29 protein-coding genes are annotated in these 25513 nt (G+C 43.9%); 4 read left to right on the forward strand and 25 right to left on the reverse strand.

Going from position 1 to position 25513, the window contains the following annotated elements:
* Positions 1-27: 27 nt before the first annotated feature.
* Positions 28-1677 carry a glucose-6-phosphate isomerase gene (pgi, locus tag OCV29_RS15765; protein WP_073604186.1) on the reverse strand — a complete coding sequence of 550 codons (1650 nt, stop codon included), beginning with the start codon at positions 1675-1677 and terminating at the stop codon, positions 28-30.
* Positions 1678-2002: 325 nt separating this feature from the next.
* On the opposite strand from pgi, the gene OCV29_RS15770 reads away from it, so the two are divergent.
* Positions 2003-2422, forward strand: a complete 420-nt coding sequence (locus OCV29_RS15770; RefSeq protein WP_073604168.1) for a secondary thiamine-phosphate synthase enzyme YjbQ — start codon at positions 2003-2005, stop codon at positions 2420-2422.
* A 51-nt stretch (positions 2423-2473) separates the two neighbouring features.
* Here OCV29_RS15770 and OCV29_RS15775 read toward each other — a convergent pair whose 3' ends face one another.
* Positions 2474-3886 carry a replicative DNA helicase gene (locus OCV29_RS15775; RefSeq protein WP_073604169.1) on the reverse strand — a complete coding sequence of 471 codons (1413 nt, stop codon included), beginning with the start codon at positions 3884-3886 and terminating at the stop codon, positions 2474-2476.
* A 211-nt stretch (positions 3887-4097) separates the two neighbouring features.
* Between OCV29_RS15775 and OCV29_RS15780 the strand changes: the two genes are divergently transcribed.
* Positions 4098-4826: a DUF481 domain-containing protein gene (locus tag OCV29_RS15780; protein ID WP_073604170.1), complete on the forward strand. Its 729-nt coding sequence runs from the start codon at positions 4098-4100 to the stop codon at positions 4824-4826.
* 97 nt (positions 4827-4923) lie between these two features.
* Here OCV29_RS15780 and rplI read toward each other — a convergent pair whose 3' ends face one another.
* From rplI to fkpA, 14 genes are all read right to left on the reverse strand, one after another.
* Positions 4924-5373 carry a 50S ribosomal protein L9 gene (gene rplI, locus OCV29_RS15785; RefSeq protein WP_073604171.1) on the reverse strand — a complete coding sequence of 150 codons (450 nt, stop codon included), beginning with the start codon at positions 5371-5373 and terminating at the stop codon, positions 4924-4926.
* Positions 5374-5406: 33 nt separating this feature from the next.
* Positions 5407-5634 (reverse strand): 30S ribosomal protein S18, encoded by a 228-nt coding sequence (gene rpsR, locus OCV29_RS15790; protein WP_000090471.1) that lies wholly within the window; start codon positions 5632-5634, stop codon positions 5407-5409.
* Between the two features lie 87 nt (positions 5635-5721).
* On the reverse strand, positions 5722-6117 hold the full coding sequence (gene rpsF / locus OCV29_RS15795; RefSeq protein ID WP_073604172.1) for a 30S ribosomal protein S6: 396 nt from the start codon (positions 6115-6117) through the stop codon (positions 5722-5724).
* 231 nt (positions 6118-6348) lie between these two features.
* On the reverse strand, positions 6349-6825 hold the full coding sequence (gene bfr, locus OCV29_RS15800; RefSeq protein WP_073604173.1) for a bacterioferritin: 477 nt from the start codon (positions 6823-6825) through the stop codon (positions 6349-6351).
* 86 nt (positions 6826-6911) lie between these two features.
* On the reverse strand, positions 6912-7100 hold the full coding sequence (locus OCV29_RS15805) for a (2Fe-2S)-binding protein (protein WP_073604174.1): 189 nt from the start codon (positions 7098-7100) through the stop codon (positions 6912-6914).
* 180 nt (positions 7101-7280) lie between these two features.
* Entirely contained in the window at positions 7281-8465 is a 1185-nt protein-coding gene (tuf, locus tag OCV29_RS15810; RefSeq protein WP_073603663.1) for an elongation factor Tu, read from the reverse strand.
* A gap of 112 nt (positions 8466-8577) precedes the next feature.
* Entirely contained in the window at positions 8578-10674 is a 2097-nt protein-coding gene (fusA, locus tag OCV29_RS15815; protein ID WP_073606012.1) for an elongation factor G, read from the reverse strand.
* Between the two features lie 74 nt (positions 10675-10748).
* On the reverse strand, positions 10749-11219 hold the full coding sequence (gene rpsG / locus OCV29_RS15820) for a 30S ribosomal protein S7 (protein ID WP_073579955.1): 471 nt from the start codon (positions 11217-11219) through the stop codon (positions 10749-10751).
* 106 nt (positions 11220-11325) lie between these two features.
* A complete protein-coding gene (rpsL, locus tag OCV29_RS15825) occupies positions 11326-11700 on the reverse strand; it encodes a 30S ribosomal protein S12 (protein ID WP_004737194.1) in 375 nt (124 codons plus the stop codon).
* 149 nt (positions 11701-11849) lie between these two features.
* The gene (gene tusB / locus OCV29_RS15830) at positions 11850-12125 is read right to left on the reverse strand and encodes a sulfurtransferase complex subunit TusB (protein WP_073606011.1); all 276 of its coding nucleotides are present in this window, start codon (positions 12123-12125) and stop codon (positions 11850-11852) included.
* A 10-nt stretch (positions 12126-12135) separates the two neighbouring features.
* Positions 12136-12492, reverse strand: a complete 357-nt coding sequence (gene tusC / locus OCV29_RS15835; protein ID WP_073606010.1) for a sulfurtransferase complex subunit TusC — start codon at positions 12490-12492, stop codon at positions 12136-12138.
* Positions 12489-12884, reverse strand: a complete 396-nt coding sequence (gene tusD, locus OCV29_RS15840) for a sulfurtransferase complex subunit TusD (protein ID WP_073606009.1) — start codon at positions 12882-12884, stop codon at positions 12489-12491. The genes tusC and tusD overlap by 4 nt, the downstream gene beginning before the upstream one ends.
* Positions 12881-13603, reverse strand: coding sequence for a helix-turn-helix transcriptional regulator (locus OCV29_RS15845; RefSeq protein WP_073579951.1), 723 nt, complete (start codon positions 13601-13603; stop codon positions 12881-12883). The genes tusD and OCV29_RS15845 overlap by 4 nt, the downstream gene beginning before the upstream one ends.
* Before the next feature lie 166 nt (positions 13604-13769).
* Positions 13770-14576 carry an FKBP-type peptidyl-prolyl cis-trans isomerase gene (gene fkpA, locus OCV29_RS15850; protein ID WP_073606008.1) on the reverse strand — a complete coding sequence of 269 codons (807 nt, stop codon included), beginning with the start codon at positions 14574-14576 and terminating at the stop codon, positions 13770-13772.
* Between the two features lie 143 nt (positions 14577-14719).
* On the opposite strand from fkpA, the gene OCV29_RS15855 reads away from it, so the two are divergent.
* Together OCV29_RS15855 and OCV29_RS15860 are read left to right on the forward strand one after the other, a co-directional pair.
* Positions 14720-15700, forward strand: a complete 981-nt coding sequence (locus OCV29_RS15855) for a WD40 repeat domain-containing protein (protein ID WP_073606007.1) — start codon at positions 14720-14722, stop codon at positions 15698-15700.
* Between the two features lie 4 nt (positions 15701-15704).
* The gene (locus tag OCV29_RS15860; RefSeq protein WP_073606006.1) at positions 15705-15932 is read left to right on the forward strand and encodes a SlyX family protein; all 228 of its coding nucleotides are present in this window, start codon (positions 15705-15707) and stop codon (positions 15930-15932) included.
* A gap of 10 nt (positions 15933-15942) precedes the next feature.
* On the opposite strand, the gene OCV29_RS15865 is transcribed toward OCV29_RS15860, so the two are convergent.
* From OCV29_RS15865 to tsaE, 9 genes are all read right to left on the reverse strand, one after another.
* Entirely contained in the window at positions 15943-16131 is a 189-nt protein-coding gene (locus OCV29_RS15865; protein ID WP_073606005.1) for a DUF2065 domain-containing protein, read from the reverse strand.
* 75 nt (positions 16132-16206) lie between these two features.
* The gene (hflC, locus tag OCV29_RS15870) at positions 16207-17184 is read right to left on the reverse strand and encodes a protease modulator HflC (RefSeq protein WP_073606004.1); all 978 of its coding nucleotides are present in this window, start codon (positions 17182-17184) and stop codon (positions 16207-16209) included.
* A 2-nt stretch (positions 17185-17186) separates the two neighbouring features.
* The gene (gene hflK / locus OCV29_RS15875) at positions 17187-18377 is read right to left on the reverse strand and encodes an FtsH protease activity modulator HflK (RefSeq protein ID WP_073606003.1); all 1191 of its coding nucleotides are present in this window, start codon (positions 18375-18377) and stop codon (positions 17187-17189) included.
* 46 nt (positions 18378-18423) lie between these two features.
* Complete coding sequence (gene hflX, locus OCV29_RS15880) at positions 18424-19713, reverse strand: ribosome rescue GTPase HflX (protein WP_073606002.1); 1290 nt, start codon at positions 19711-19713, stop codon at positions 18424-18426.
* 32 nt (positions 19714-19745) lie between these two features.
* Positions 19746-20009, reverse strand: coding sequence for an RNA chaperone Hfq (gene hfq / locus OCV29_RS15885; protein WP_073606001.1), 264 nt, complete (start codon positions 20007-20009; stop codon positions 19746-19748).
* 200 nt (positions 20010-20209) lie between these two features.
* Positions 20210-21142 carry a tRNA (adenosine(37)-N6)-dimethylallyltransferase MiaA gene (gene miaA, locus OCV29_RS15890; RefSeq protein WP_073606000.1) on the reverse strand — a complete coding sequence of 311 codons (933 nt, stop codon included), beginning with the start codon at positions 21140-21142 and terminating at the stop codon, positions 20210-20212.
* Positions 21139-23112 (reverse strand): DNA mismatch repair endonuclease MutL, encoded by a 1974-nt coding sequence (gene mutL / locus OCV29_RS15895; RefSeq protein ID WP_073605999.1) that lies wholly within the window; start codon positions 23110-23112, stop codon positions 21139-21141. The genes miaA and mutL overlap by 4 nt, the downstream gene beginning before the upstream one ends.
* 4 nt (positions 23113-23116) lie before the next feature.
* Positions 23117-24838, reverse strand: coding sequence for an N-acetylmuramoyl-L-alanine amidase (locus OCV29_RS15900; protein ID WP_073605998.1), 1722 nt, complete (start codon positions 24836-24838; stop codon positions 23117-23119).
* Positions 24835-25296, reverse strand: a complete 462-nt coding sequence (tsaE, locus tag OCV29_RS15905) for a tRNA (adenosine(37)-N6)-threonylcarbamoyltransferase complex ATPase subunit type 1 TsaE (protein ID WP_073605997.1) — start codon at positions 25294-25296, stop codon at positions 24835-24837. Before tsaE ends, OCV29_RS15900 begins: the two co-directional genes overlap by 4 nt.
* Between the last annotated feature and the right edge of the window lie 217 nt (positions 25297-25513).

Below are 25513 nucleotides of genomic sequence, written 5' to 3' on the forward strand. Positions count from 1 at the left end.
ATATTCAGGATGACAAATCAACCCGGACTAGCGAAAACGCTTGTACGCATTGATCAGTCCGTTGGTCGAGCAGTCATGCGAAGTCACTTGAGACTCGTCCTGTAGTTCAGGCAAGATGTTATTTGCCAGTTGCTTACCAAGCTCTACACCCCACTGATCAAAACTGAAAATGTTCCAAATCACGCCCTGTGTGAAAATTTTGTGCTCATACATCGCGATCAGCTGACCCAGCGTTTTCGGTGTAATCTTTTTCACCAGTAAAGAGTTCGTCGGGCGGTTCCCTTCAAACACTTTAAACGGTACCAGTTCCGCCACTTCAGCTGCACTTTTGCCTGCCGCTGCAAATTCAGCTTCAACCTTCTCTTTTGACTTACCGAAAGCAAGCGCTTCCGTTTGTGCGAAAAAGTTCGACAGAAGCTTCGGATGATGATCACCCGTTGGATTATGAGAGATTGCAGGTGCAATAAAATCACATGGAATCAGTTTAGTGCCCTGATGAATCAGCTGGTAGAAAGCATGCTGGCCATTTGTGCCGGGTTCCCCCCAAATGACCGGGCCGGTTTGATAGTCTACTGGCGTCCCGTTACGATCGACATACTTGCCATTGGATTCCATATTACCTTGCTGGAAATAAGCGGCAAAACGGTGCATGTATTGGTCGTAAGGCAGAATTGCTTCTGATTCAGCACCATAAAAGTTGTTGTACCAGATACCAATCAAAGCCAGCAGAACAGGCACATTTGCTTCAAACGGTGTTTCAGCAAAATGTTTGTCAACTTCGTGTGCGCCGGTCAGTAACTCAATAAAATTGTCATAACCAATGCTCAGTACAATAGACAGCCCAATCGCAGACCAAAGAGAATAACGGCCACCGACCCAGTCCCAGAATTCAAACATGTTGTCGGTATCAATCCCAAAGGCTTCAACCGCTTTCGCATTCGTAGACAAGGCTGCAAAGTGTTTGGCAACCTGAGATTCATCATTCGCAGCTTTCAAAAACCATGCACGGGCGGTATGTGCATTTGTCATGGTTTCCTGTGTGGTAAAAGTTTTCGATGCAATCAAAAACAAGGTTGTTGCAGGATTTAATCCTTTCAGCACTTCTTCAACATGTGTTCCGTCAACATTGGAAACAAAGTGCATTTCCAGCTGGTTTTTGTAGGGTCTTAATGCCTCAGTCACCATGTAAGGCCCCAGATCTGAACCACCGATACCGATATTCACCACATCGGTAATCGCTTTACCGGTGTATCCTTTCCAGTCACCGGAAATAATACGCTCAGAAAAACCTTTCATTTTTTCCAGTACCGCATTCACTGCCGGCATGACATCTTCACCGTCGGAATAAACAGGCGAGTTACTCCGGTTACGCAGTGCGACATGAAGTACTGATCGGTTTTCAGTCAGATTGATTTTTTCACCGCTGAACATCGCTTCAATCGCGCTTTTCAGATCAGCCTCATCAGCTAGTTCTAACAGGAGTTTCAGCGTTTCTTCGCTAATCAGGTTCTTGGAATAATCAACAAGAATATCATCCCCTAATGTCAGAGAGAACTTGTCAAAACGTTGCGCATCCTGTGCAAATAAAGTACTTAAATCAACATTCTTTACTGATTCAAAATGAGCAGAAAGGGCTTTCCAGGCCTTTGTTTCTGTCGGATTAATATTTTTTAACATGGTCATTTATCCCGATGATTGAATTAGTTTTACACCTCAGACAACCCGCGTTGCCATCTCAGTCTGAAAATTAACGATTCGCTGATTATACTTAATTTTTGTTGCGAAATTATGTTTTATCTCAAATCGTGTGAATAGATTTTTCTCTGCCAAAAACAGTGAATACCGCTCAGAGCATCAACAAATACCAGAAATACAAACAAAATCAGAATGCGATGAACTGAATCAACCTGCTCAACAGCATGATTAACATTGTATGGTAAGTGTGTTTTACTCACCATAAGTTCAACATTGGTATCAACAATTATTCTGATAGGTATTTGTTATGTGGTCTCAAGTCACTATCCGAATTCCCGCGAAACGCCGGGGATTCCATCTGATAACCGCAGAAATTGTGCAGCAATTGCCTCAGCTGTCTTCTGTTTCTGTCGGCATGGTTAATCTGTTTATTCAACACACGTCTGCCAGCCTCACAATCAATGAAAATGCAGATCCGACAGTCAGAACCGACATGGAAGCGCATTTTGACCGGTTTGTACCGGAAAATGCGCCCTATTATCAACATACATATGAAGGTGACGATGATATGCCCGCACACATTAAATCGTCGGTTCTGGGCTGTAGTCTGATGATACCGGTCACAAACGGGCGTCTTGCATTGGGAACATGGCAGGGAATTTATTTAGGTGAACACAGGAATCATGGCGGACAAAGGACAGTCATTGCGACGATTCAGGGAGAGTAACCTCCCTGACTTATTTCGTGACAATAATTAAACTGATACTTTTAAAGCAGCCTATTCATCATCAATATCAAACGCAGGCCCGGCGTAATTATCAAAGCGGGAGAAATGTCCCTGGAATGTCAGCCTGACCGAACCAATCGGGCCGTTTCGTTGCTTACCAATGATAATTTCAGCGGTACCTTTCATGGAACTATCCGGGTGATACACTTCATCCCGATAGATAAACATGATTAAGTCGGCATCCTGCTCTATCGAGCCGGATTCCCGTAAATCTGAGTTAACCGGTCTTTTATCAGCCCGTTGCTCCAGAGAACGGTTCAGCTGAGACAGTGCAACAACCGGGATGTTGAGTTCTTTTGCCAGCGCTTTTAATGAGCGGGAAATTTCCGCAATTTCCAGTGTCCGGTTCTCAGACATAGCAGGCACCCGCATCAACTGTAGATAGTCGACCATAATCATGGAAATCCCACCATATTCACGGGCAACCCGGCGGGCACGGGAGCGTAATTCTGTCGGTGTCAGCCCGGCGCTGTCATCAATCAGAATATTTTTCTTCTCCATCAGCATGCCCATCGTGGACGAGATTCTCGCCCAGTCTTCATCATCCAGCTGTCCGGTTCTGATTTTAGTCTGATCAACACGCGACAACGAAGCCAGCGTCCGCATCATGATCTGCTCCGCCGGCATCTCCAGTGAGAAAATCAGAACGGGTTTATCCTGAGACATGGCTGCATTTTCACACAAGTTCATGGCAAAAGTTGTCTTACCCATCGAAGGACGCGCTGCAACAATAATTAAATCAGAAGACTGTAAACCCGCGGTTTTTTTATTCAGATCGGTAAAGCCGGTCGTCACACCAGTGACGCCATCCTGAGGACTCTTATACAGCTGTTCTATGCGTTCCAGCGTATTTTCAAGAATCGTATCAATACGCTGAGGGCCTTCGTTATCACGCGTTTTGGACTCAGCAATCGCAAAAACCTTACTTTCGGCCAGGTCCAGCAAATCATCTGAATTACGACCCTGCGGATCATAGCTGGCATCCGCAATCTCATTCGCGACACCAATCAGTTTACGAACCATAGCCCTTTCAGACACAATTTTGGCATACGCTGTGATATTTGCAGCACTGGGGGTGTTCTTCGCTAAATCGGTTAAATAGGCCAGACCACCAACATCTTCCAGCTGTTCTCTGAGTTCAAGATGCTCTGATAGGGTGATCAAATCCAGTGGATGGCCACTTTCCAGAATAGACTGAATCCCGTCAAATATCAGACGGTGCGGGCGGCTGTAAAAATCATCTGCGATCACAAATTCAGCAACCGTATCCCAACGCTCATTATCCAGAAGCAATCCGCCTAATACGGATTGTTCTGCTTCCAGGGAATGCGGCGGCGTTTTAATGGCTTCAACCTGAGCATCCACACGTTGACGTGCTCTGTTTTCAAATCTGGGTTCGGGCATGACTCTACTCAGAAAAATCAAAAGGCGTATTATACCGGGAAACAGGCTTTATGACATTTGTAATTATATCAGGCAACCTTAAGAATATTTACCTGATACTGACTGAGTATATGACGATTCGGATTAACATGCAGTTTTATGACTGGCAGAGATCTGAAGGCAGGCAGTGACACACCCCTGGCGAATAGTACTGAATGTTTGCATCGGTTGTATGACATTTAACATTCAGGCTAAAGAGAACGATTCATCTCCTCAAAATACGGATGAGACCGCACTATTTACAACACAGGTAGATTTCGGCTACCAGAGACATACCGGTAATAAAGATACAAAATCCCTGAATTTTAACCTTCAGGCAGAATATATCCGTGGAAGGTACCGGACAAATGGCGTCTGGAAGTTTTACCGGCTCTACAAGAATGGCGATGAAGACAAACGCAAATCAAACTATGAATTACAAAGTGACTATAAGATTGGTCCGAAAGGCTATCTGTTCAGTAGCCTGAACGGCATTAACTCAAAGTACAGTGCTTACTTTAAAGACTATACCTTGTCTGCCGGATATGGGTATCAGCTGACGCATACCGAGACATTAACATTCGAGATAGAAATTGGTCCTGGTTACCGCTACCAAAAACCCAATTTAGATGAAATCGACGATGATGATCTGATTTTTCCGGAAACAGTCCAAGAGCCGATTATCCGGACAAACACAAATCTGAAATGGGAAATAATAGACGACCTTCATCTGCTGACTGAAGTGACGATGGTTTCAGGGAAAAGTAATACATTAACGACGACAGACATAAGTCTTGTCACTGACATTACCCAAAATTTTGCAACGAAAGTAACTTATTCACGTTTGTATCACTCTCGTGTGCCCGACGGTCTGAATAAAACGGATACAGCAACCTCAATCAATCTGGTTTTTCACTTTTAAGCAGAATTTTTAAACAAACAGAAAAAAACCCACTATCAGATAGTGGGTTTATATCGTATTACGTCAGTCATTGATATGACGGAGGCAATATGATTGATTACTCAGCAACAACCTGAAGTTTTACTGTCGCAAATACTTCGGAGTGAAGTTGAACACTGATTTCAAATTCACCAGTTGTACGTAGTGCACCTTCTGGAAGGCGAACTTCGCTTTTCGCAATTTCAACACCAGCAGCAGTTACTGCATCAGCGATGTCACGCGTACCGATAGAACCGAATAGTTTACCTTCTTCACCAGCTTTTGAAGTGATGACAACAGCTTCAAGCGCGTTTACTTTTTCAGCACGAGCTTGTGCAGCAGTCAGTTGCTCAGCAACTTTCGCTTCCAGCTCAGCACGACGCTGTTCAAACATTTCAACGTTTGATTTAGTTGCCATAACAGCTTTACCCTGAGGGATAAGGAAGTTACGTGCATAACCAGATTTCACGTTCACTGTATCGCCAAGGCCACCCAGGTTACCGATTTTATCAAGTAGAATAACTTGCATTGCTTAATCCTCTTTCTTAATAAACGGTGCCAATTACTGATGCTTATCAGTATATGGAAGAAGGGCCAGGTAACGAGCACGCTTAATTGCACGAGCAAGTTGACGCTGATACTTAGCGCTGGTGCCAGTAATACGGCTTGGTACGATTTTGCCAGCTTCTGTGATGTAGTTTTTCAATGTTGCTACATCTTTATAATCAATCTCTTGTACGCCTTCTGCAGTAAAACGGCAGAACTTACGACGACGGAAGAAACGAGCCATGGGCTATCTCCTGATCTAAATTTGAGTCATTCACCGTTGTTTGACATTTATGAAATGCAAAACAAACGAATACTAAGTTAATGATGCTTATTCAGCGCTTGCGCCGCTTTCAGCTTCTTCTGCTGGTCTTTCTGCACGAGGCTCTTCACGCTTAGTGCGCTCTTCTCTTGCCTTCAGCATTACTGATGGCTCAGTAACAGCAGACTTAGTACGCATGATCATGTTACGCAGAACTGCATCGTTGAAACGGAAAGCAGTTTCAAGTTCATCAATCACTTGCTGTTCAGCTTCTACGTTCATCAGAACATAATGAGCTTTGTGCAGTTTATTGATTGGGTATGCCAGTTGACGACGGCCCCAATCTTCAAGACGGTGAATAGTACCGCCAGATTCAGTGATAGAAGTCGTGTAACGCTCAGTCATGCCAGCAACTTGCTCGCTTTGATCTGGGTGCACCATAAATACGATTTCGTAATGACGCATTGGTTGCTCCTTACGGATTATTCAGCTTCCACAGTTGGTCCGGTCAGCCAGAGGAAGCAAGGAACGATAATAGAGGACCGGAAATTCAAGTCGACGAATAGTACAGAAAGGAAACGATTTTAGCAAGGAATAATCGTAAGAATGAATAAATTAAGGGCGACCAAATGATAGCCCTTCTCTCCATCTTGTTATGTAGCGCTTTTTAGGGTCTGTTTACTTTCCGGATTGGTATTAATCTTCATCCACAAATTGTGCTTGCAGGTAATTTTCCAGCCCGGTCATCTCGATCAACCCAAGCTGAGTTTCCAGCCAGTCTACATGCTCTTCTTCATCTTCAAGAATATCCTGAAAGAGATCCCGGGAGACATAATCCCGGATATCTTCCGCATAAGCAATCGCATCTTTCAAATCAGGAATCGCATCCATCTCCAGCTTTAAGTCACATGTCAGCATTTCTTTGACATCTTCACCGATATGAAGTTTGCCTAAATCCTGAAGGTTTGGTAATCCTTCCAGAAAAAGAATTCTCTCTATCAGGTGGTCAGCGTGTTTCATCTCATCAATAGATTCATGGTATTCTTTGTCTGCCAGATGAATCAGGCCTTTATCTTTATACATACGGGCATGAAGAAAATATTGATTGATAGCAACCAGTTCATTGCCAAGAATTTTATTCAGATGTTGAATAATGATTGGATCACCTTTCATAACAAACTCCTCTTAAAGTTCTCATTAACTTTAGAACGAATAAGAGTGGAGTCAAATCAGGTGCAAATTAAAAAAGAAGGGAAAGACTAACTCGCTTGCTTATATTTTGCCGCAACCGCATGCTCCAGAACAGCTTTAGCCTGACGGATACACTTTCCACACTGACTTCCCAAAGCTGTACATTTTCTGACTTCTTTTATATCAGTTACATCATGCTCAATAACGAGCTGGTGCAATTTTTTGTCAGAGATACCATGGCAAACACATACAAACATAACTAAATTATCATTAACAAACACTCATGCAAATATAAACGATTATAATTTTCATTTCCATTGATGGGTGCAAATTTTGTTCATTTTATTTCGTTTCTGTCAATCAGCTTTCTTTGAAAACAAAAGAAGGAAGACACAAAGCCTTCCTTCTTTTTAGTGTGATAGCTAATAAATCGTCAATTAAGCGATGATCTTAGCAACAACACCGGCGCCTACTGTACGGCCACCTTCACGAATCGCAAAACGAAGACCTTCGTCCATCGCGATTGGCGCAATCAGCTCAACAATCATCTTGATGTTGTCGCCTGGCATAACCATTTCTACGCCTTCTGGTAACTCAATCGCACCTGTTACGTCCGTTGTACGGAAGTAGAACTGTGGACGGTAACCTTTGAAGAATGGTGTATGACGACCACCTTCATCTTTTGACAACACGTAAACTTCTGATTCGAATTTAGTGTGCGGCGTGATTGAACCTGGCTTAGCAAGTACCTGACCACGCTCTACTTCATCACGCTTAGTACCACGCAGAAGCACACCAACGTTCTCACCTGCACGACCTTCGTCAAGCAGCTTACGGAACATTTCTACACCAGTACAAGTCGTCTTAGTCGTCTCTTTGATACCGATGATTTCTACTTCGTCACCAACTGTGATGATGCCTTGCTCTACACGACCTGTTACTACTGTACCACGGCCCTGGATTGAGAATACATCTTCGATTGGCAGAATGAAATCCTGATCGATTGCACGCTCTGGCTCTGGGATATAAGTATCCAAAGCTTCTGCAAGCTCAACAATCTTGTCTTCCCACTCTTTCTCACCGTTCAGTGCACCCAGTGCTGAGCCCTGAATTACTGGCAAGTCATCTCCTGGGAATTCATATTCTGAAAGCAGTTCACGTACTTCCATTTCTACCAGCTCAAGCAGCTCTTCATCATCTACCATGTCACATTTGTTCATGAAGACGATGATGTAAGGAATACCTACCTGACGACCCAGCAGGATGTGCTCACGAGTCTGTGGCATTGGACCATCTGTCGCTGCAACAACCAGGATACCACCATCCATCTGTGCCGCACCTGTGATCATGTTTTTTACATAATCCGCGTGTCCAGGACAGTCTACGTGCGCGTAGTGGCGGCTTGGAGTGTCATACTCAACGTGTGAAGTCGCGATTGTGATACCACGCTCACGCTCTTCAGGCGCGTTATCGATTGATGCGAAATCTTTCGCTTCACCACCATACACTTTGGCAAGTGTTGTACAGATTGCTGCTGTTAGCGTTGTTTTACCGTGGTCAACGTGGCCGATAGTACCAACGTTTACGTGCGGTTTCGTACGTTCAAATTTTTCTTTAGACACGATCGTGTTCCTTCCTAGTTATGATTCACCCCAAGTTAACGTCATCCAGGGGCGCGCCAGAAATTGCTATTTTATGCGCCAACTTTTCTTAGCGCAATAGATTCGTTATTAATCAACCACGCTCTGCAATGATTGCATCTGCAATATTTTTCGGTACTTCAGCATACTCAGAAAATTCCATTGAGTAAGAAGCCCGTCCCTGCGTTGCAGAACGTAAGTCTGTTGCGTAACCAAACATCTCAGAAAGTGGGACTTTAGAATGAACGATTTTCAGTCCTGCCGGACCTTCATCCATCCCTTCGATGATACCCCGCCGGCGGTTTAAATCACCGACGACATCACCCATCCAGTCTTCCGGAGTGGTTACTTCAACTTTCATAAGTGGCTCAAGAATAACCGGTTGTGCATCAAGCGCACCTTTCTTGAATGCCATAGAACCAGCGATTTTAAACGCCATTTCACTCGAGTCGACATCATGATATGAACCATCAAACAGTGTCGCCTTGACATCCAGTACTGGATACCCGGCTAAAACACCATTATTCATCTGTTCTTCAATCCCTTTCGCGACTGAACTGATGTATTCTCTTGGCACAACGCCACCCACGATTTCATCAACGAAAACAAACCCTTCACCATCTTCTGCAGGTTCCAGTTTCAGCCATACATGACCATACTGACCCCGACCACCAGACTGACGGACAAATTTGCCTTCAACTTCCGTTGAACCACGAATGGTTTCACGGTATGCAACCTGAGGTTTACCCACGTTACAATCAACGCTGAATTCGCGTTTCATACGGTCAACGATGATATCCAGATGGAGTTCACCCATACCGGAAATTAACGTCTGACCTGTGTCATCATCCGTTTCAACACGGAATGACGGATCTTCTGCTGCCAGTTTACCAAGAGCAATTGACATTTTCTCCTGGTCTGCTTTAGAACGGGGTTCAACAGCAATTTGAATCACCGGCTCAGGAAACTCCATTCTCTCCAGAATAACTTTATTATTCTGGTCACAAATCGTGTCACCTGTTGTGACTTCTTTCAGCCCGATTGCAGCGGCAATATCTCCGGCACGAACTTCTTTGACTTCTTCACGCTTATTTGAGTGCATTTGCACAATACGGCCAACACGTTCACGCTTTTGCTTCACTGTGTTATAGACCATATCACCGGAGTTCAGAACACCGGAATAAACACGAACAAAGGTCAATGTACCAACAAACGGATCGGTTGCAATCTTAAAGGCAAGTGCTGAAAATGGTTCAGTGTCATCGGCATGACGTTCAACTTCATTTTCATCGTCATCAACACCTTTGATCGAAGGCACATCCACAGGCGATGGTAAGAATTCGACCACAGCATCCAGTACAGCCTGGACACCTTTATTTTTAAAAGCACTACCGCATGTTGCTAATACAATTTCATTATTCAGTGTACGGATACGAAGACCTGACTTAATTTCTTCTTCAGTCAGTTCACCTTCTTCAAGGTACTTTTCCATCAGTTCTTCGTTGGCTTCAGCAGCGGACTCAATCATATGACTGCGCCATTCTTCGGCCTGTTCAAGCATGTCTGCCGGAATGTCTTCATAGGAAAAGGTCATTCCCTGATCATCTTCATTCCAGTTAATCGCTTTCATCTTGAACAAATCAATCACGCCTTTGAAGTCATCTTCAGCGCCAATGTTTAATTGAATTGGTACAGGATTCGCACCAAGACGATCTTTAATCTGATCCACAACACGTAGAAAATCTGCACCAGCACGGTCCATCTTATTGACGAAAACCATACGGGGCACATGATATTTATCTGCTTGCCGCCAGACTGTCTCTGATTGAGGTTCAACACCGGAAGCACCACAGAAAACAACCACCGCACCATCAAGCACACGCAAAGAACGTTCAACTTCAATCGTGAAATCAACGTGTCCGGGGGTGTCAATGATATTGATACGATGATCGGGAAACTGCGCCTGCATACCACGCCAGAAAGTTGTTGTCGCAGCAGAAGTGATAGTAATACCACGTTCTTGTTCCTGCTCCATCCAGTCCATGGTTGCGGCACCATCGTGAACTTCGCCGATTTTATGAGAAAGGCCGGTATAGAACAGAATACGTTCAGTTGTGGTTGTTTTCCCTGCATCTACGTGAGCACAGATACCGATATTACGGTAACGCTCGATAGGAGTTTTACGAGCCACGATTGTATCCTCTTAACTAAGGTCTACCTTAGAAAATAGATGTACCGCAGGAGAACCCTGCGGTACAGAAGGTATTACCAACGGTAATGAGCGAATGCTTTGTTCGCTTCAGCCATACGGTGTACGTCTTCACGTTTCTTAACCGCGGCACCTTTGTTTTCAGCTGCGTCCAGCATTTCTGCAGACAGACGGGCAGCCATAGATTTTTCACCACGCTTACGCGCAGCTTCAACTAACCAACGCATTGCAAGTGCATTACGACGAACCGGACGAACTTCAACCGGAACCTGGTAAGTTGAACCACCCACACGGCGAGACTTAACTTCGACTGCCGGGCGGACATTTTCAAGAGCTTCTTCAAATACAGCTAAGTGATCTTTACCAGATTTCTCAGCCATTGTATCTAATGCAGAATAAACAATTTTTTCTGCAACTGATTTTTTTCCGTCAACCATCAAGATGTTAACGAACTTTGCCAGCAGTTCAGATTTGAACTTAGGATCTGGAAGGATCTTACGCTGACCAATTACGCGACGACGTGGCATGGATATTCTCCGTTGTCTTCTTCAGGTTATCCAAAACTATACAGTTTCTTCAAAATTAATAATTGAGTGTTTGGCCTTACTTAACGCTTATTTCAACAGAGAAACATTAAGACTTAGGACGCTTCACACCGTACTTAGAGCGACCTTGTTTACGGTCATTTACGCCTGCACAGTCAAGTGCACCGCGAACAGTGTGGTAACGCACACCTGGAAGGTCTTTAACACGACCACCACGGATAAGTACAACACTGTGCTCCTGAAGGTTATGACCTTCACCGCCGATGTATGAAGTCACTTCAAAACCGTTTGTCAAACGTACACGACAAACTTTACGAAGTGCTGAGTTTGGTTTTTTTGGTGTAGTCGTGTAAACACGAGTACATACACCACGTTTTTGTGGGCACGCTTCTAGTGCAGGCACGTTGCTTTTTACAACCTGCTTAACACGAGGCTTACGTACCAACTGGTTAATAGTTGCCATTAACTAGCTCCTGAATTACTTAAAGTAAGCTTGTGAAAAATCTATCCCTATACAATTAGGGACGCAAAATTCTATGCACTCAGGATGAATGTGTCAAGAAATATACAGATCTTTTTGCGGCAAAAATGCATCAGATTAAATAAAAACAACTAGACCCAGGTCATCGAGGCGATGTTTTTAGCCGTCAGATCAACAAAACCTGAATAATCAATGCAACAAATATCATTTCCTGTGTACGGACGAAGTCCTCTTGCATCAATATCTTCAGCTAATGCAAATACATTTTTACCAGATACCATCTGATAAAATTCGTGATTTTGACTGGCACAGTACACACCATCTTCAATGAGAAGAATCGTGTCAGATGATACGATATAAAAAAGTGCCTTTTTGATTGCCTGCTGGCTTTGAATAATATGTAGCATAATGTTCTGACTAAAATGTCAGCACCTTTTTACTGTTGCGAATGACTTGTGAAATTTCGTCAGCAGAGCTTCGCCGGGCCGGGATAATCAACTGAGCATCTTCAAGTCCCAGACGAACCAGAGAATGCCGGCAAGCATGCACATTTTCAATGTCATATAACTCCAGAAGTTTCAACATTGAAATATAATCTTTACCCAGAATAATCGAGGGCTGCTGATTGACCAGCAGACTGGCGACCCCTTCACCCAGAAAAATAACATGAATGTCTTCACTAAAGGCTGAAGCAGCCAGCAACGCATCAAGTCCTTCTCTGCCAGATGAACTCATATGTGGTGGCTGAGAAAAAACAAAAGTCATGTCATTCAAAACTGAACCACCCTGTCTTGTGTCATTAAAGCCTGAGCCAGACTCCCAAGCCCGGCCTGACTGAAATCATCAGCCAGATTGACCGCTGACAGTTCGTGCAATTCACATTCTTCCTGGCTGACGATTCCCCGTCTTAAAGAGGCAGCGACACAGGTTTCCAGGCGAACCTGATGATCACGGGCCAGTTTCTGCCACGCGTTGGCCAAATCAAACTCATCATTGGCTGGCACTGATAACCGGCTTCCGTTTGTCACACCGTCCTGATAAAAAAACACACTCACCAGGATATGTCCTTTTTGTAACAGCGCCAAAGCAAACTGATAGGCACTCCGGGCCGATTGCGTCCCGTAGAGTGGCCCATTCACAACAATCGTGTAAGTCAGCTTACTCAACTTTCATCATCCTCGGTCTTTCTCTGCCTGATATATAAATAAACCGTATGCTTGGAAATATTCAACCGCTCCGCCACCCGGTTAATGGCATCCTTGATATCAAAAATACCTTTATCGAATAGCTCCATCACAATTTGACGGTTTTTTGTGTTGTTAGAAACAAACTTATTGGCATTAATTTCTTCAATTGTTCTTTCTACCGTTTGATCAACCAGCTCTTCAACATCACTTGCAAAGTTAACAGAAGAGGCTGCTTCTTTCGCTTCCTGAGTTGGCATGAAAGACTGAAGTACCTGAGAGAAAGGAGCATCCAGATTAACATTGATACAAAGTAGCCCGATCACACGGTTATCCCCGTTACGGATTGCAACCGTAATGGATTTCATTAAAACGCCACCCTTAGCCCGGGTAAAGTAGGAACGGGAAAAATTGCGCTCAGATCCTTCAATATCTCTGAGCATTTTCAGAGCTAAATCAGTGATTGGAGAACCCACTTGTCTCCCTGTATTTTCGCCATTTGCAATTTTAATTGCTGAGGTATTTAAATCTTCCAGAGAGTGCAAAACAATTTCACAAAATGGTCCAATCAAGCTCGCTAAGCCATCGACAACAGCTTCATAAGACTGAAGAATGATCTTGTCGTGTTCTGTAAAAGGCTTCGCATGTACTGACTCCATTTCTAACAACATATCTGCATTCAATGTCTCAGTTGTAGTCACAGTTATCGACCTTAGAAAAATTCAACAAATTAATGTAAGTTTATCAGAAAATTTTAAACTAAAAGCAAGTAATCTGACTAACTCGTGATTTAAAGCAATTTTGTAACCTGCCACAAAAAAGGCCGGCGCATCATGCACCGGCCTTGAAATGAAACGAAATTCAGTACTATTTTTTAGGTTTAGACTTGGCTTTGTCTTCCGCTTTTTCAACTTTCAGCAACTCAACTTCAAACACCAGTGTTGAGTTTGCAGGAATTGTTGGTGTATCACGATCACCGTAAGCCAGCTCTGGCGGGATAACAAATTTATACTTAGAACCGACCGTCATTAGCTGAACGCCTTCAGTCCAGCCTTTAATCACACGATCAAGCGGGAATGTTGCCGGTTGACCACGATCATAAGAACTATCGAACTGAGTGCCATCAATCAGAGTTCCTTTATAGTGAACCTGAACCGTATCTGTTGCTTTAGGAGATTTGCCTTTACCTTTTTCCAAGACCTGATAAAGCAAGCCGGATTCAGTTTTCTTAACCCCTTTTTCCTTCTCAAATTTAGCACGGAACTCATCGCCTGCTTTTTTACTTGCTTCTGCTTTTTCTTTTGCTTTCTCAGTCGCCAGAGTTTTAAGGCGCTTATCAAAATCAGATAAAGTTGCACGAACATCTTCATCTGTTAACTCTGCTTTATCAGCAAAGGCGTGTTCAATACCTTTCAGCACTAACTCTTTATTCAGGTCAATGCCATACTCTTTTGGCTTATCAAGATTCGTATTCAAATAGTTCGCAAGAGATAAACCAATCGCATAAGCGACTTTATCATTATCTGAGTCAAAATGGGCAGTTGACTGAGTTGCTTTTTCTGATTCGACTTTTTGCTCTGCAGTCGTTGAAGTCGCCTTCGTTTCTTCTGTTTGACACCCTGCTGCCATCATAACAACCGCAGCCAATAATGACACTTTAAACAATGATTTCATTAAATTCTCCAAAATTATTCAGGTAAGCCTTCTGTTATTGCTCAGTATTTCTTGACTTCTATCTATGAGCAACACATTGTTGTACCAATATAACGTGATGTGATTCGATTGTCTTTAGACACACTAAACGGGAATTAAGTTCAATGCGAATATTCTCTCTTTATATCCCCATATTTATTGTCAGCATTTTGTTAAATGGATGCTTTTTCTCTCCCTCTCCGGTTCAACAGTGGAAAGTTTCACCAGAAGGCGTTACAGCTTTTGGGTTGAGCAGGGATGGCCGCTTTGCACTGACCTACTCTCCCAAAAAACAACTTATACTATGGGATCTGACCGAAAATAAACAACTGGCAGATTTAGGTGCTTTAAACCAAAAAGAAAGTACTGTCACAAAAATCAGAATATCAGATAATGATCGATATGCTGTTACTGCCGGACAAACAAACTTTGCAGTCTGGGATCTGGCATGGACTCAGGCGAAAGGTTTATGGTCCATCTCGGATGGCATTATCCGGGACATCGATTTATCTAAAAACGGCACCCGTATACTGATGGGACTCTCAAACGGAAAAGCAATATATGTTGATTTGACAACAGGAAGAAGAATGGAATTTCTTGCGCATCGGGAAAAAGTGAACTCGGTTGCCTTATCAGCGAATGGACACTATGCGCTCACGGGTGGTAATGATTATATCGCTTATTTATGGGATACCAAAACCGGACACGTCCTGAGAAAATTTGACCATGAGCAGCGGGTCGTCCGGGTCGCTCTGCAAAGAGATGGAAAGTATGCATTTACTTCAGATGGAGGTAATCAGGCCAGAATCTGGGATCTTCAAACCGGAAAAGAACTTTCTCATCTGAAAAGTTTTTCAAGACAGCTCATTTTTTCAAGCGCCCGTTTTTCTGAAAGTGGTGATCAACTCATCACCGGCACGCCATCCGGGAATGTCATGGTTTGGAATAGTACTAATGGAGATAAACTGGCAGAGTTTAAAACACAGTTATCTAAAAATACCCGCCCACCACGGGCGGTTGTATACGATGTAGCCTTTAATGAACAAGGCTTGGCAATTTCTGCGAACTCAGCCGGAATAGCTGAGGCCTGGCAAGTAAGTGAGTAATAACATGAGTGACGAGAAAATCCAGATATTAGAGAAACGTATCAATGATCTGGAGTGCCAGATAGCTTTTCAGGAAAATACCATAGAGGCACTGAATGATGCTTTATCTCAGCAGCAAAAAGTGATTACTGAAATGCAGCTCCAGATGAAGTATGTCGTCAATAAGGTCAAAACGATGAGTGAGCCAAATCTGGCTTCACAATCGGAAGAAACACCACCACCTCATTACTAACACAGATGAGTTAACGTAAATAGAAGTACAGAATGATCAGCCCCGCGACAACAAAACAACCACCAATGCGGCGAAGAATATTATTGGATTGCTGAGAAACCTGAGCAATCGCGCGACGCCATCCATCTGGCGCTAAAAATGGGCCGATACCTTCGGCAATCAGCAGCAAGCCGATAGCCAACCAAAAAGCGTGGGACATAGTTGTTCTGTTCCGTAACTATAAAGGCTCCTGAAAGGAGCCTTTATACTATGACATACCGAAGATGTCGAAATATTATTTAGAATGGCTTCCACCAGATTTGTTCATATACTGGAAAAACTCACTTTGTGGATCCAGCACTAAAATGTCACTCTTCTGGCTAAACGACTCTTCATAAGCCTTTAAAGAGCGAAGGAATGTATAAAATTCCATGTCTTTATTGTATGCATCTGAATAAATCTTCGCAGCTTTCGCATCAGCGTCACCCCGGGTAACCCGGGCAGTCTTGCCAGCTTCAGCTAAAATAGTGGCCACTTCTAACTCAGCCTGAGCTTTAATGATCTCCGCTTTTTCACGTCCCTGAGAACGATGTTTTCGGGCGACAGACTCACGCTCAGCTCTCATTCTTTTATAGATTGACTCACTGATCTCATCAGGCAGGTTGATTTTTTTCATCCTGAAATCCACGATGTAAACACCTAAATCTTTCATCGCGCTCTTACGAGTGTTTAGCAAAACTTCTTCCATGATCTGGTCACGCTGACCATCAATTTCCAAAGCCTGCTTCGCAGCTTCCGTTGCAACAACATCTTCATCGGCACTATCAGGCAGGACATTATCATTCCTTGGGCCGGAGACAATCTGCTTAATCTCTCTTGAACCAATCTCAGAACGGAGTACGTCAGTGACTTTTCGTTCCAGAAGCGCCTGAGCTGTCAGTGCATTACCGCCACCGGTTGTCAGATAATAACGTCCGAAATCTTCAATTCGCCATTTAACATAGGAATCGATGATCACATCTTTTTTCTCAGACGTCACAAAACGATCAGCCCGCCCATCCATCGTTTGGATTTTTGCATCAAGCCTCTTCACCCGATCAAATAACGGCATTTTAAAATGCAGTCCGGGCTCATAAATCTTAGCGACATTATCGTCTTTTAAGATACGGCCAAACCTGACCACAATGCCACGCTTACCTTCAGGAATTACAAACAACGACATCAGAAGAACAATAACAACTAACACAATCACAGGGATTATTAACTTACGCATTCTTAGTATCTCCCTTGACGAGTTCCGGTTGAACGTGAAGATGAATCATCGGTCGGCTTTTTCTGCGATTCAAGCTCGATATGATCATATAGCGGAGAAGACTTCAGCTGACGCTTGGTTGGTGCTGTTCCCCCTTGTTCTGCCAGTTTATCAATCGGTAAATACAGCAAATTGCCGGTCGATTTTGAATCAACCAGGATTTTAGAACTATGTGAGTAGACTTCCTGCATTGTATCCAGGTATAAACGGCTTCGGGTTACTTCAGGTGCCGCCTTGTACTCGGGCAGTAATTTTTCAAACTGGGCAACCTGACCTTGTGCTTCGTTCAGGACCCTTTCACTATACCCTTGAGCTTCTTTCTTCAAACGCTCCGCCCGTCCTGTCGCTTTCGGAATAATTTCATTCTTATAAGCTTCAGCTTCACGGATAAAACGGGCTTCATCTTCCCTGGCTGCAATTGCATCATCGAATGCATCTTTAACCTGTTCAGGTGGCCGGGCTGACTGGAAGTTAACCGCAACAACAACCAGACCCATATCATACTTGTCTATGATCTCATTCAGCGTCTCTTGGGTACTTTGACGTATTTTCAAACGCCCACTGGTCAAAATACTATCCATCAGGGAATCACCAATCACAGCCCGAAGCGCTGAATCGGTGGCCTGACGGAGACTATCATCCGCACTTGACACCCGATACAAATACTTATACGGATCTGATACTTGGTACTGAACGTCCATGGCTACCGTCACGACGTTTTCATCCTTTGTTAACATTAACCCGGTCGCACGCAGAGAACGAATCGCTTTAATGTTAACCGGTGTGACTTCATCGATAAATACTGCTCGCCAGTTCAGACCCGGTTCCACAATATGATCATATTTACCCAGACGCAGCACGACACCACGCTCAGCTTCACCAATTGTGTAAAACCCGGAAAATATCCAGACAAGTACGGCAATAATAACACTAAATCCGATGATACTCCCACCCGGAAAAGAAGAGCCTTTACCGCCGCTCCCTTTTTTCCCGAACTTACCACCAATTTTCTGGCTCAGTTTATTAAACACTTCATCAAGATCCGGAGGCCCTTGCTCGCGGCCGCCACGATTACCATGGTCATTATTGTTACCCCACGGGTCTTTATCACGGTCATTATTACCGTTGTTATTACCAGGCTCATTCCACGCCATTAGTAATCTCCATCATTTTGATATGACGTTATACTTTAGCAGTCCTTTAAGTAACTATAAAGTCACGTAAAACCACACTTTCTCTTTTTTCAAGTCTAGACCAATCTGCTTGTTGCATACGAATTAAAATCAACAAATTACCATCCTGGTCATAGGATTCCTGCTGAATCGCTTTTGTCTGAAAGAATAAACTACGCATTCGTCCCTGATGAGTCGGGGGAATACAGAGTGTGTACTGAACCATTTCTTCTGACAGTCTTTCACTTAAAGCGTCAAACAGCAGATCGATTCCTTTTCCTTCAATAGCAGAAACCCAAACACTTTGTGGCACACCTTCATCATCATACTCAATTCTGGGTGCCTGTCCTTCTATGTTGTCAATTTTATTCATAACCACTATAGAAGGAACTTCATCGGCTTCAATTTCAGCTAATACTTCGTGAACAGCAGCAATATTGTCCCGAAATCGCTCATCACTTGCATCTACAACATGTAACAAAATGTCAGCATCCCGGGTTTCTTGTAAGGTTGCCTTAAACGCAGCAACGAGATCATGGGGAAGATGACGGATAAAACCCACAGTATCCGCTAAAACTGCACTCCCAACATCTTTAAGATCTATCTTTCTTAATGTCGGATCCAGAGTCGCAAATAGCTGATCAGCGGCATAAACACCAGCTTCTGTCACCCGGTTAAATAGTGTTGACTTCCCGGCATTGGTATACCCGACTAATGAAATTGTGGGAATCTCTGCACGGTGTCTTGCCCGCCGCCCTTGCTCTCTTTGTTTTGCAACTTTATCCAGTCGGCGCAATATGGCTTTAATGCGATCCCGTAACAAACGGCGGTCTGTTTCGAGCTGAGTTTCCCCGGGACCACGCAACCCTATCCCGCCTTTTTGTCTCTCAAGGTGAGTCCACCCCCGAACCAGACGTGTAGACAAATGCCGAAGCTGAGCTAATTCAACCTGCAGTTTACCTTCATGAGTCCGGGCTCTTTGAGCAAAGATATCAAGGATCAATCCGGTCCGGTCAATAACCCGGCACTGACACAATTTTTCCAGATTACGTTCCTGGGCAGGAGAGAGGGCGTGGTTGAAAAGCACCACGTCAGCTTCTGATAATTGCACAGCCCGTGCAATCTCTTCGGCTTTACCCTCACCGACATAATATTTGGGGTGTGGAGACTGACGACTACCGGTCACAACCTGTAATGTCTCGACTCCAGCGGAATTCACAAGCATTTCAAACTCGCTTAGATCATCCCATTCCCCTTCTTGCGTAAAATTGATATGAACAAGTACGGCTTGCTCACCGGCTTCATAACGGTCAAACAAGCAACCAACTCCTTAATTGTGAATCGTTCAAATTAATCGTCTGATTTATCAGATGGACGATCTGATGAAGGACGTTCGCCACCATGATGGTTTACAGCACGTGCAGGCACAACTGCAGAAATTGCGTGCTTGTACACCATTTGATTCACTGTATTTTTTAATAAAATAACGAACTGATCAAAAGATTCAATCTGTCCCTGCAATTTAATACCGTTCACTAAATAAATTGATACGGGAATACGCTCGCGACGTAATGCGTTTAAGAATGGGTCTTGTAGAGATTGCCCCTTAGCCATTTTTATTTTCCTTATTTTCTATTTCTATTTAATTATTTAGCTAGTGGTATACCAAGCTTTACACAGCCTTTGCATCCGAGCTAAATGAGTAAAACAACATCCTGATACACTCAAGTTATGGTAGTATTTCAACCAAAATTCAAGCGATAGTGTAAAACAGAATGTTCGACACAAAAACGATCACATTATACACAGCGTATTTAATCAGAAGCTATCGAATTCGATATAATTTCATACGCTTGTTCAGCATGATCGCTATCCAGCCAGGTCAAATCATCCCAACTTCGTAACCAGGTCATTTGACGCTTGGCCAATTGGCGAGTTGCACAAATTCCCCGAAAAATTGCATCATCAAGCGTGCAACTCCCATCTAAATATTCCCACATCTGCCGGTATCCGACACACCGGATTGATGGCAAATCCGGATGAAGATCTTTCCGAGCATATAATGCTTTGACTTCATCTTCAAATCCGGATTCCATCATTTTCCGAAACCTTAACTCAATCCGGCGGTGTAACTCTGCTCTTTCTGCGGGCGCAATAGCAAATTGTCTGACTCTGAAAGGCAGCCGTTCCCCTTTCTCCCGGGTCAGCTCTGTCAATGATTTGCCAGAAATATAAAAGACTTCCAGTGCCCGGGACAAACGCTGGGGATCATTCGGATGAATCCGCTCAGCTGACTCGGGATCTACTTCAGCTAAACGTTGATGGAGCGCGTGCCATCCCATCGTCTTCGCATCCTGTTCTATTTTTTGCCTGATTTCTGGATCCGCTGCCGGTAAAGGGGAAAGCCCTTCGAGTAAAGCCTTAAAGTAAAGCATCGTTCCCCCAACTAACAGGGGAATTTTACCCTTTTTTACAATTACATCCATATGATGCAGCGCATCCCGACGGAAATCTGCCGCCGAGTAAGCCGCTTGAGGGTCAAGAATATCAATTAGCCGGTGAGGTGCTTTTGCCAGCTCCTCCGGAGTCGGCTTTGCCGTTCCAATATCCATTCCCCGATAAATTAACGCAGAATCCACACTAATAATTTCCATCGGAAAGGACTGGCATAAACGAATCGCCAAATCTGTCTTTCCTGATGCTGTTGGCCCCATTAAAAACAGGGCAAGAGGTAACTGTTCGTTCATGAATCTAATGTTCTAATGGTAGCTGAAAAATCAGCTAACTGAATAAAATGAGAGTCGTTCAGAGGTAAATTTCCCTGAAAAAGCTGTTCCAGTTCCGCGATTAATTGTATCGCTTCCGATAAAGTGTAGTGCTTCGGTTTACCAGAAGCGATGTAATCAGCAAGCCACGTCGTCATATAGGCTAAAAATTCTTGCTTTTCATCGCTGACGGCAGCACAAGATAACAGATCCGGAATTAATTTTTGTAAGTTCTGTTGCCGCAATGGTTGCGGCACAGTCATCACCATCAGACTATCCGTACTCTTATGTTTCGGCTTGAGCTCAATACCCAGCTGTGCCAGTTCCTGCTGATATTTCCCTGCCGCTTCGATACATTCCATTGAAACAGGAACAGAGAGCGGGACTAATAAAGGCTGTCCTTTCAGCGTTGATTGCCTGACATCCAATTGTTTTCTAATCTTCAGTAAACAAGCCCGGTTCAGTGCAATCAGGCAGCATGATGGCTCAGCATTGACTAAAAGATATTTTCCCTCGATGACAGTCAACGCCTTTCCTAACTTTACAATATCCTTTGTCTGCACTTTCGGTGCATCATCCTGGAGATGATGTGAAACATCAGCCAGAGGGTACTCTTCTGTTTTCATTAACTGCTGATAAACCCGGGCCTCGCCGGCCTTAACATTCATTTTCTTCTGTTCATAGACAGGAGTCTTTCTGTGCGCAGGGGACCTTTGGCCTGGGCCACGGGTCCACTGACCTGAAGGCTGAGATTCCCGGACAGACGGAGGAGCAGACCGGTGAGATTCAGCCCGTCCCGGATACTCTGGTGTGCGCCGCACGGCATCCAGCACCTGGGCTGATAAACCCTGATTTTGCTCACCGGGCTCTTCCTGATGCGGTTCTCTCTGGTGTAGCTGCTCCGATCCTTTGCGGCTGAAAGCAGCCTGATTCACTTCAGGTGCATGAAGATATTGCCCTTCTGCTAAAGCGCTGGTCAGCGCCTGATAAATAAAGTCATGAATTAAACGGGACTGATGAAACCTCACTTCATGCTTGGCAGGATGCACGTTGACATCAACCTGATGTGGGTCAAGGCAGATATACAAGACATAGGCAGCAAACTGTTCAGGCGCTAAAGTTGCCTCATAACTTTGCCGGATAGCATGATTGATCAGCTTATCTTTCATCATCCGGCCATTCACATAACAATATTGTAAATCGCTTTGCTGTCTCGCCCCTTCAGGGGTTGTAATCCAGCCAAACAGGCTAAATCCCTGATGCTCGAGTCCAACCTTTAACATATGGCGAACAAAAGTTTGTCCACAAACAGCCGCAAGACGTTTTTCCTGCTGGATATCAGTATTGGCTGCACGATACTGACGAATTATTTTACCGTTATGCCTGACGCAAATGGTGACATCAAAACGGCTTAAAGCAATCCGTTTCAATACATCGTCGATGTGAGTAAATTCTGTCTTTTCTGTCCGGAGAAATTTTCGTCTTGCCGGTGTGTTAAAAAACAGATCAAGCACTTCAACGGTTGTTCCTGCCGGATGCGCAGCTGGCTGGAGCCTGACAGCCATATCCCGGCCTTCACTGTGTGCCATCCACGCTTGTTCCTGATTCTCAGGACGGGATGTTAAAGTCAAACGGGAAACGGAGCTGATACTGGCCAATGCTTCTCCGCGAAACCCAAGACTCACGATTGCTTCAAGATCATCCAGTGTATGTATTTTTGAAGTCGCATGACGGCTTAAGGCTAAGGTGAGTTCGTTCTCCGGAATACCATGTCCATTATCCCGGACACGGATCAGCTTAGAACCACCTTTTTCGATATCAACATCAATTCGTGTTGCACCCGAATCCAGACTATTTTCAACCAGCTCTTTCACCACGGAGGCGGGTCTTTCCACCACTTCTCCTGCAGCGATCTGATTCGCCAGCCTTGCTGGCAGTATTTTGATTGTCATGAATTTATCTGTTCGGAATAATTAGGATTTGATTGATTGTCAGCTTATCAGTACGAAGTTTATTCACCTGACGCAGATGACTGATACTCACACCATACAAGCTGGCAATTTTACCCAGGTAATCTCCTTTTTTGACCCGGTGTTTACGCACGGGTTTATCTTTCAGGCTCACGGTGATTTTTAACTTCTGTCCGACCTTAAGCACTGAGGATTTCAGCTTATTTTCTCTGCGAATATCAGCCACAGAAACCTTGTAATGACTGGCAATTTTTCCAAGAAATTCACCAGGCTTCACCACATGCGTAATAATCTGAGTTTCAACGGGGTTACGGATAACTGGTACAGTAATCGGTACTTTGCCGGATCCCGGAATCGTTAATGCTTTTCCAATCGTAATTGTGTTTTTTTTCAGATGGTTAGCACTCTTTAACGCCTGAACCGTCAACCCATATTTTTGTGCAATGAGAGATAATGATTCCCCGCGACGCACGATATGTTTACGGGATTTTTTCCGGCTGGCAAATAATGTCCCTTCAGGTGGGTTATCTTCAAAATAACGAACAACGGCTTTCGCCATTGCCCGGGCCAGTTTGTCCTGATGGGTCCGCTGAAACAATAGCTTCTCTTCGGTCGGATTTGAAATAAAGCCGGTCTCAACCAGGACAGAAGGAATATCAGGCGATTTCAGGACAGCAAGGCTGGCATTCACAGGTTTCTTTTTATGTAAACGCGCGACACGACCAACCTCTTTCAAAATATCACGGGCAACTTTATACCCTTCTTTTTGGGAATGACTGAACTGCAAATCTAATAATGTTTGACTAATGTTTTTGTCGTTATTGCTTTTTGAGAGTACCTGCCCCGCCCCTCCAAGCAATTCAGATTGTTTTTCATGATCCTCAACCCATTTTGCGATTTCTGAATTTGCTCTTTTTGTATTCAGTACAAACACAGAAGCGCCACGGGGCTGGGGAGATATAAAAGCATCCGCATGAATTGAAATGAGCAGGTGGGCTTTATTTTTTCTGGCAATCTGGGAACGCCGGTTGAGATTCACAAAATAGTCTCCCCGCCGGGTGAGTACTGTTTTTATACCGGGAACCGCATTCAACTGAGCTCCGAGCTTTTTAGCGATACTCAAAGTCACACTTTTCTCATATTTTCCCCGTGGACCAATTGACCCCGGATCTTCACCACCATGCCCGGCATCAATCGCAACGATAATATCTGCATTCCCTGAAAACTGAGAGGCATCTTTGGCTACTTTTATTGCCTGAGGCGGCACAATCACAGGCAATGCCACTTTACCGTGAGGTAAATCAATCACTAACCTGTGTCCATACTCCTTTTTCGGTGTCGGAGCGAGCTTAAAGACCTGAGGTGAGAGCTTCTTTTTTAATTCAAACACCAACCGGTAAGTCCCCTTATCCGGTGGTGTACTTTTTCTGATTTTCTTCAATACCGGGCTCTTCTGCGCAACGACAGGTAACTTCGTCCTGAGCCGGGTATCTTTCAGGTCTACAACTAAACGATAGGGATTACTCAATGTAAAATAGCTATACCGGGCTTCAGATGACAAATCTACAACCACCCGGGTTTCATCCGGAGAAGGCCATATTCTTATTCCGTTGAGAGAATTAGCGAATGTACTTTGGCTACTCAATAGTAAGAGTACAAAGAAACAAATATAAACAATACAGGAATAAAAATGACGAATACTTCTCATAGCTCCAACTGACTTAATAACGTTCGGCCATACTCACTATTTGCTGACAACTCAACAACCCGATGCTCTCCGCTGTAACGAATACTAATATCAATATCTGACAGAGGTAGCAAACCTTTCCCTCTCTCAGGCCACTCAATTAAACAAATTGCATCTGATGAAAAATAGTCCCTGATTCCCATAAACTCTAATTCTTCAGGATCTGACAAGCGATAAAGATCAAAATGATAAACGCTCCAAGACTGTAATTCATAGGGTTCAACCAATGTATATGTCGGACTCTTCACATTTCCCTGATGTCCAAGCGCCTGAATGAATCCGCGGCTGAGCGTCGTCTTACCGGCACCTAAATCGCCATATAGATAAAAAGTTGTTTGTTGAGAGCATAGCAAAGCCAAAGCACTTCCTAACTTAATCGTATCTGACTCATCATTTAATAAAAATGTTTTTATCTTCATCCCGCTATGCTCGTATAACCATCATGTCTTTTCATTGAATGAGTAAATAGTAAACTGGGTTAGAATCAGGAAACAAGCCCTATTCTGTAAGCAACCAGAAAAACTCTGTAAAATTTTACTATATGCATGAGTTCTCTTTGTGTTTTTCAGACTGATCATAACCACCTTTTCCGTGACTGGATCATCATTCTTATATTCGTTAAAATTCGCTCCCGGT

Source organism: Vibrio aerogenes, assembly GCF_024346755.1.
In the GTDB taxonomy this organism is placed as follows: domain Bacteria; phylum Pseudomonadota; class Gammaproteobacteria; order Enterobacterales; family Vibrionaceae; genus Vibrio; species Vibrio aerogenes.

Coding starts and splice junctions, on each gene's coding strand:
- OCV29_RS15770 (WP_073604168.1), top strand. CDS start 2,003: ATGTGGTCTCAAGTCACTATCCGAATTCCCGCGAAACGCCGGGGATTC.
- OCV29_RS15855 (WP_073606007.1), top strand. CDS start 14,720: ATGCGAATATTCTCTCTTTATATCCCCATATTTATTGTCAGCATTTTG.
- rpsF (WP_073604172.1), bottom strand. CDS start 6,117: ATGCGTCATTACGAAATCGTATTTATGGTGCACCCAGATCAAAGCGAG.
- bfr (WP_073604173.1), bottom strand. CDS start 6,825: ATGAAAGGTGATCCAATCATTATTCAACATCTGAATAAAATTCTTGGC.
- pgi (WP_073604186.1), bottom strand. CDS start 1,677: ATGTTAAAAAATATTAATCCGACAGAAACAAAGGCCTGGAAAGCCCTT.
- OCV29_RS15780 (WP_073604170.1), top strand. CDS start 4,098: ATGACATTTAACATTCAGGCTAAAGAGAACGATTCATCTCCTCAAAAT.
- OCV29_RS15775 (WP_073604169.1), bottom strand. CDS start 3,886: ATGCCCGAACCCAGATTTGAAAACAGAGCACGTCAACGTGTGGATGCT.
- OCV29_RS15865 (WP_073606005.1), bottom strand. CDS start 16,131: ATGTCCCACGCTTTTTGGTTGGCTATCGGCTTGCTGCTGATTGCCGAA.
- tsaE (WP_073605997.1), bottom strand. CDS start 25,296: ATGAAGATAAAAACATTTTTATTAAATGATGAGTCAGATACGATTAAG.
- rpsL (WP_004737194.1), bottom strand. CDS start 11,700: ATGGCAACTATTAACCAGTTGGTACGTAAGCCTCGTGTTAAGCAGGTT.
- mutL (WP_073605999.1), bottom strand. CDS start 23,112: ATGACAATCAAAATACTGCCAGCAAGGCTGGCGAATCAGATCGCTGCA.
- hflK (WP_073606003.1), bottom strand. CDS start 18,377: ATGGCGTGGAATGAGCCTGGTAATAACAACGGTAATAATGACCGTGAT.
- OCV29_RS15860 (WP_073606006.1), top strand. CDS start 15,705: ATGAGTGACGAGAAAATCCAGATATTAGAGAAACGTATCAATGATCTG.
- tusB (WP_073606011.1), bottom strand. CDS start 12,125: ATGCTACATATTATTCAAAGCCAGCAGGCAATCAAAAAGGCACTTTTT.
- rpsR (WP_000090471.1), bottom strand. CDS start 5,634: ATGGCTCGTTTCTTCCGTCGTCGTAAGTTCTGCCGTTTTACTGCAGAA.
- hfq (WP_073606001.1), bottom strand. CDS start 20,009: ATGGCTAAGGGGCAATCTCTACAAGACCCATTCTTAAACGCATTACGT.
- OCV29_RS15900 (WP_073605998.1), bottom strand. CDS start 24,838: ATGAGAAGTATTCGTCATTTTTATTCCTGTATTGTTTATATTTGTTTC.
- miaA (WP_073606000.1), bottom strand. CDS start 21,142: ATGAACGAACAGTTACCTCTTGCCCTGTTTTTAATGGGGCCAACAGCA.
- rplI (WP_073604171.1), bottom strand. CDS start 5,373: ATGCAAGTTATTCTACTTGATAAAATCGGTAACCTGGGTGGCCTTGGC.
- fkpA (WP_073606008.1), bottom strand. CDS start 14,576: ATGAAATCATTGTTTAAAGTGTCATTATTGGCTGCGGTTGTTATGATG.
- hflC (WP_073606004.1), bottom strand. CDS start 17,184: ATGCGTAAGTTAATAATCCCTGTGATTGTGTTAGTTGTTATTGTTCTT.
- rpsG (WP_073579955.1), bottom strand. CDS start 11,219: ATGCCACGTCGTCGCGTAATTGGTCAGCGTAAGATCCTTCCAGATCCT.
- OCV29_RS15805 (WP_073604174.1), bottom strand. CDS start 7,100: ATGTTTGTATGTGTTTGCCATGGTATCTCTGACAAAAAATTGCACCAG.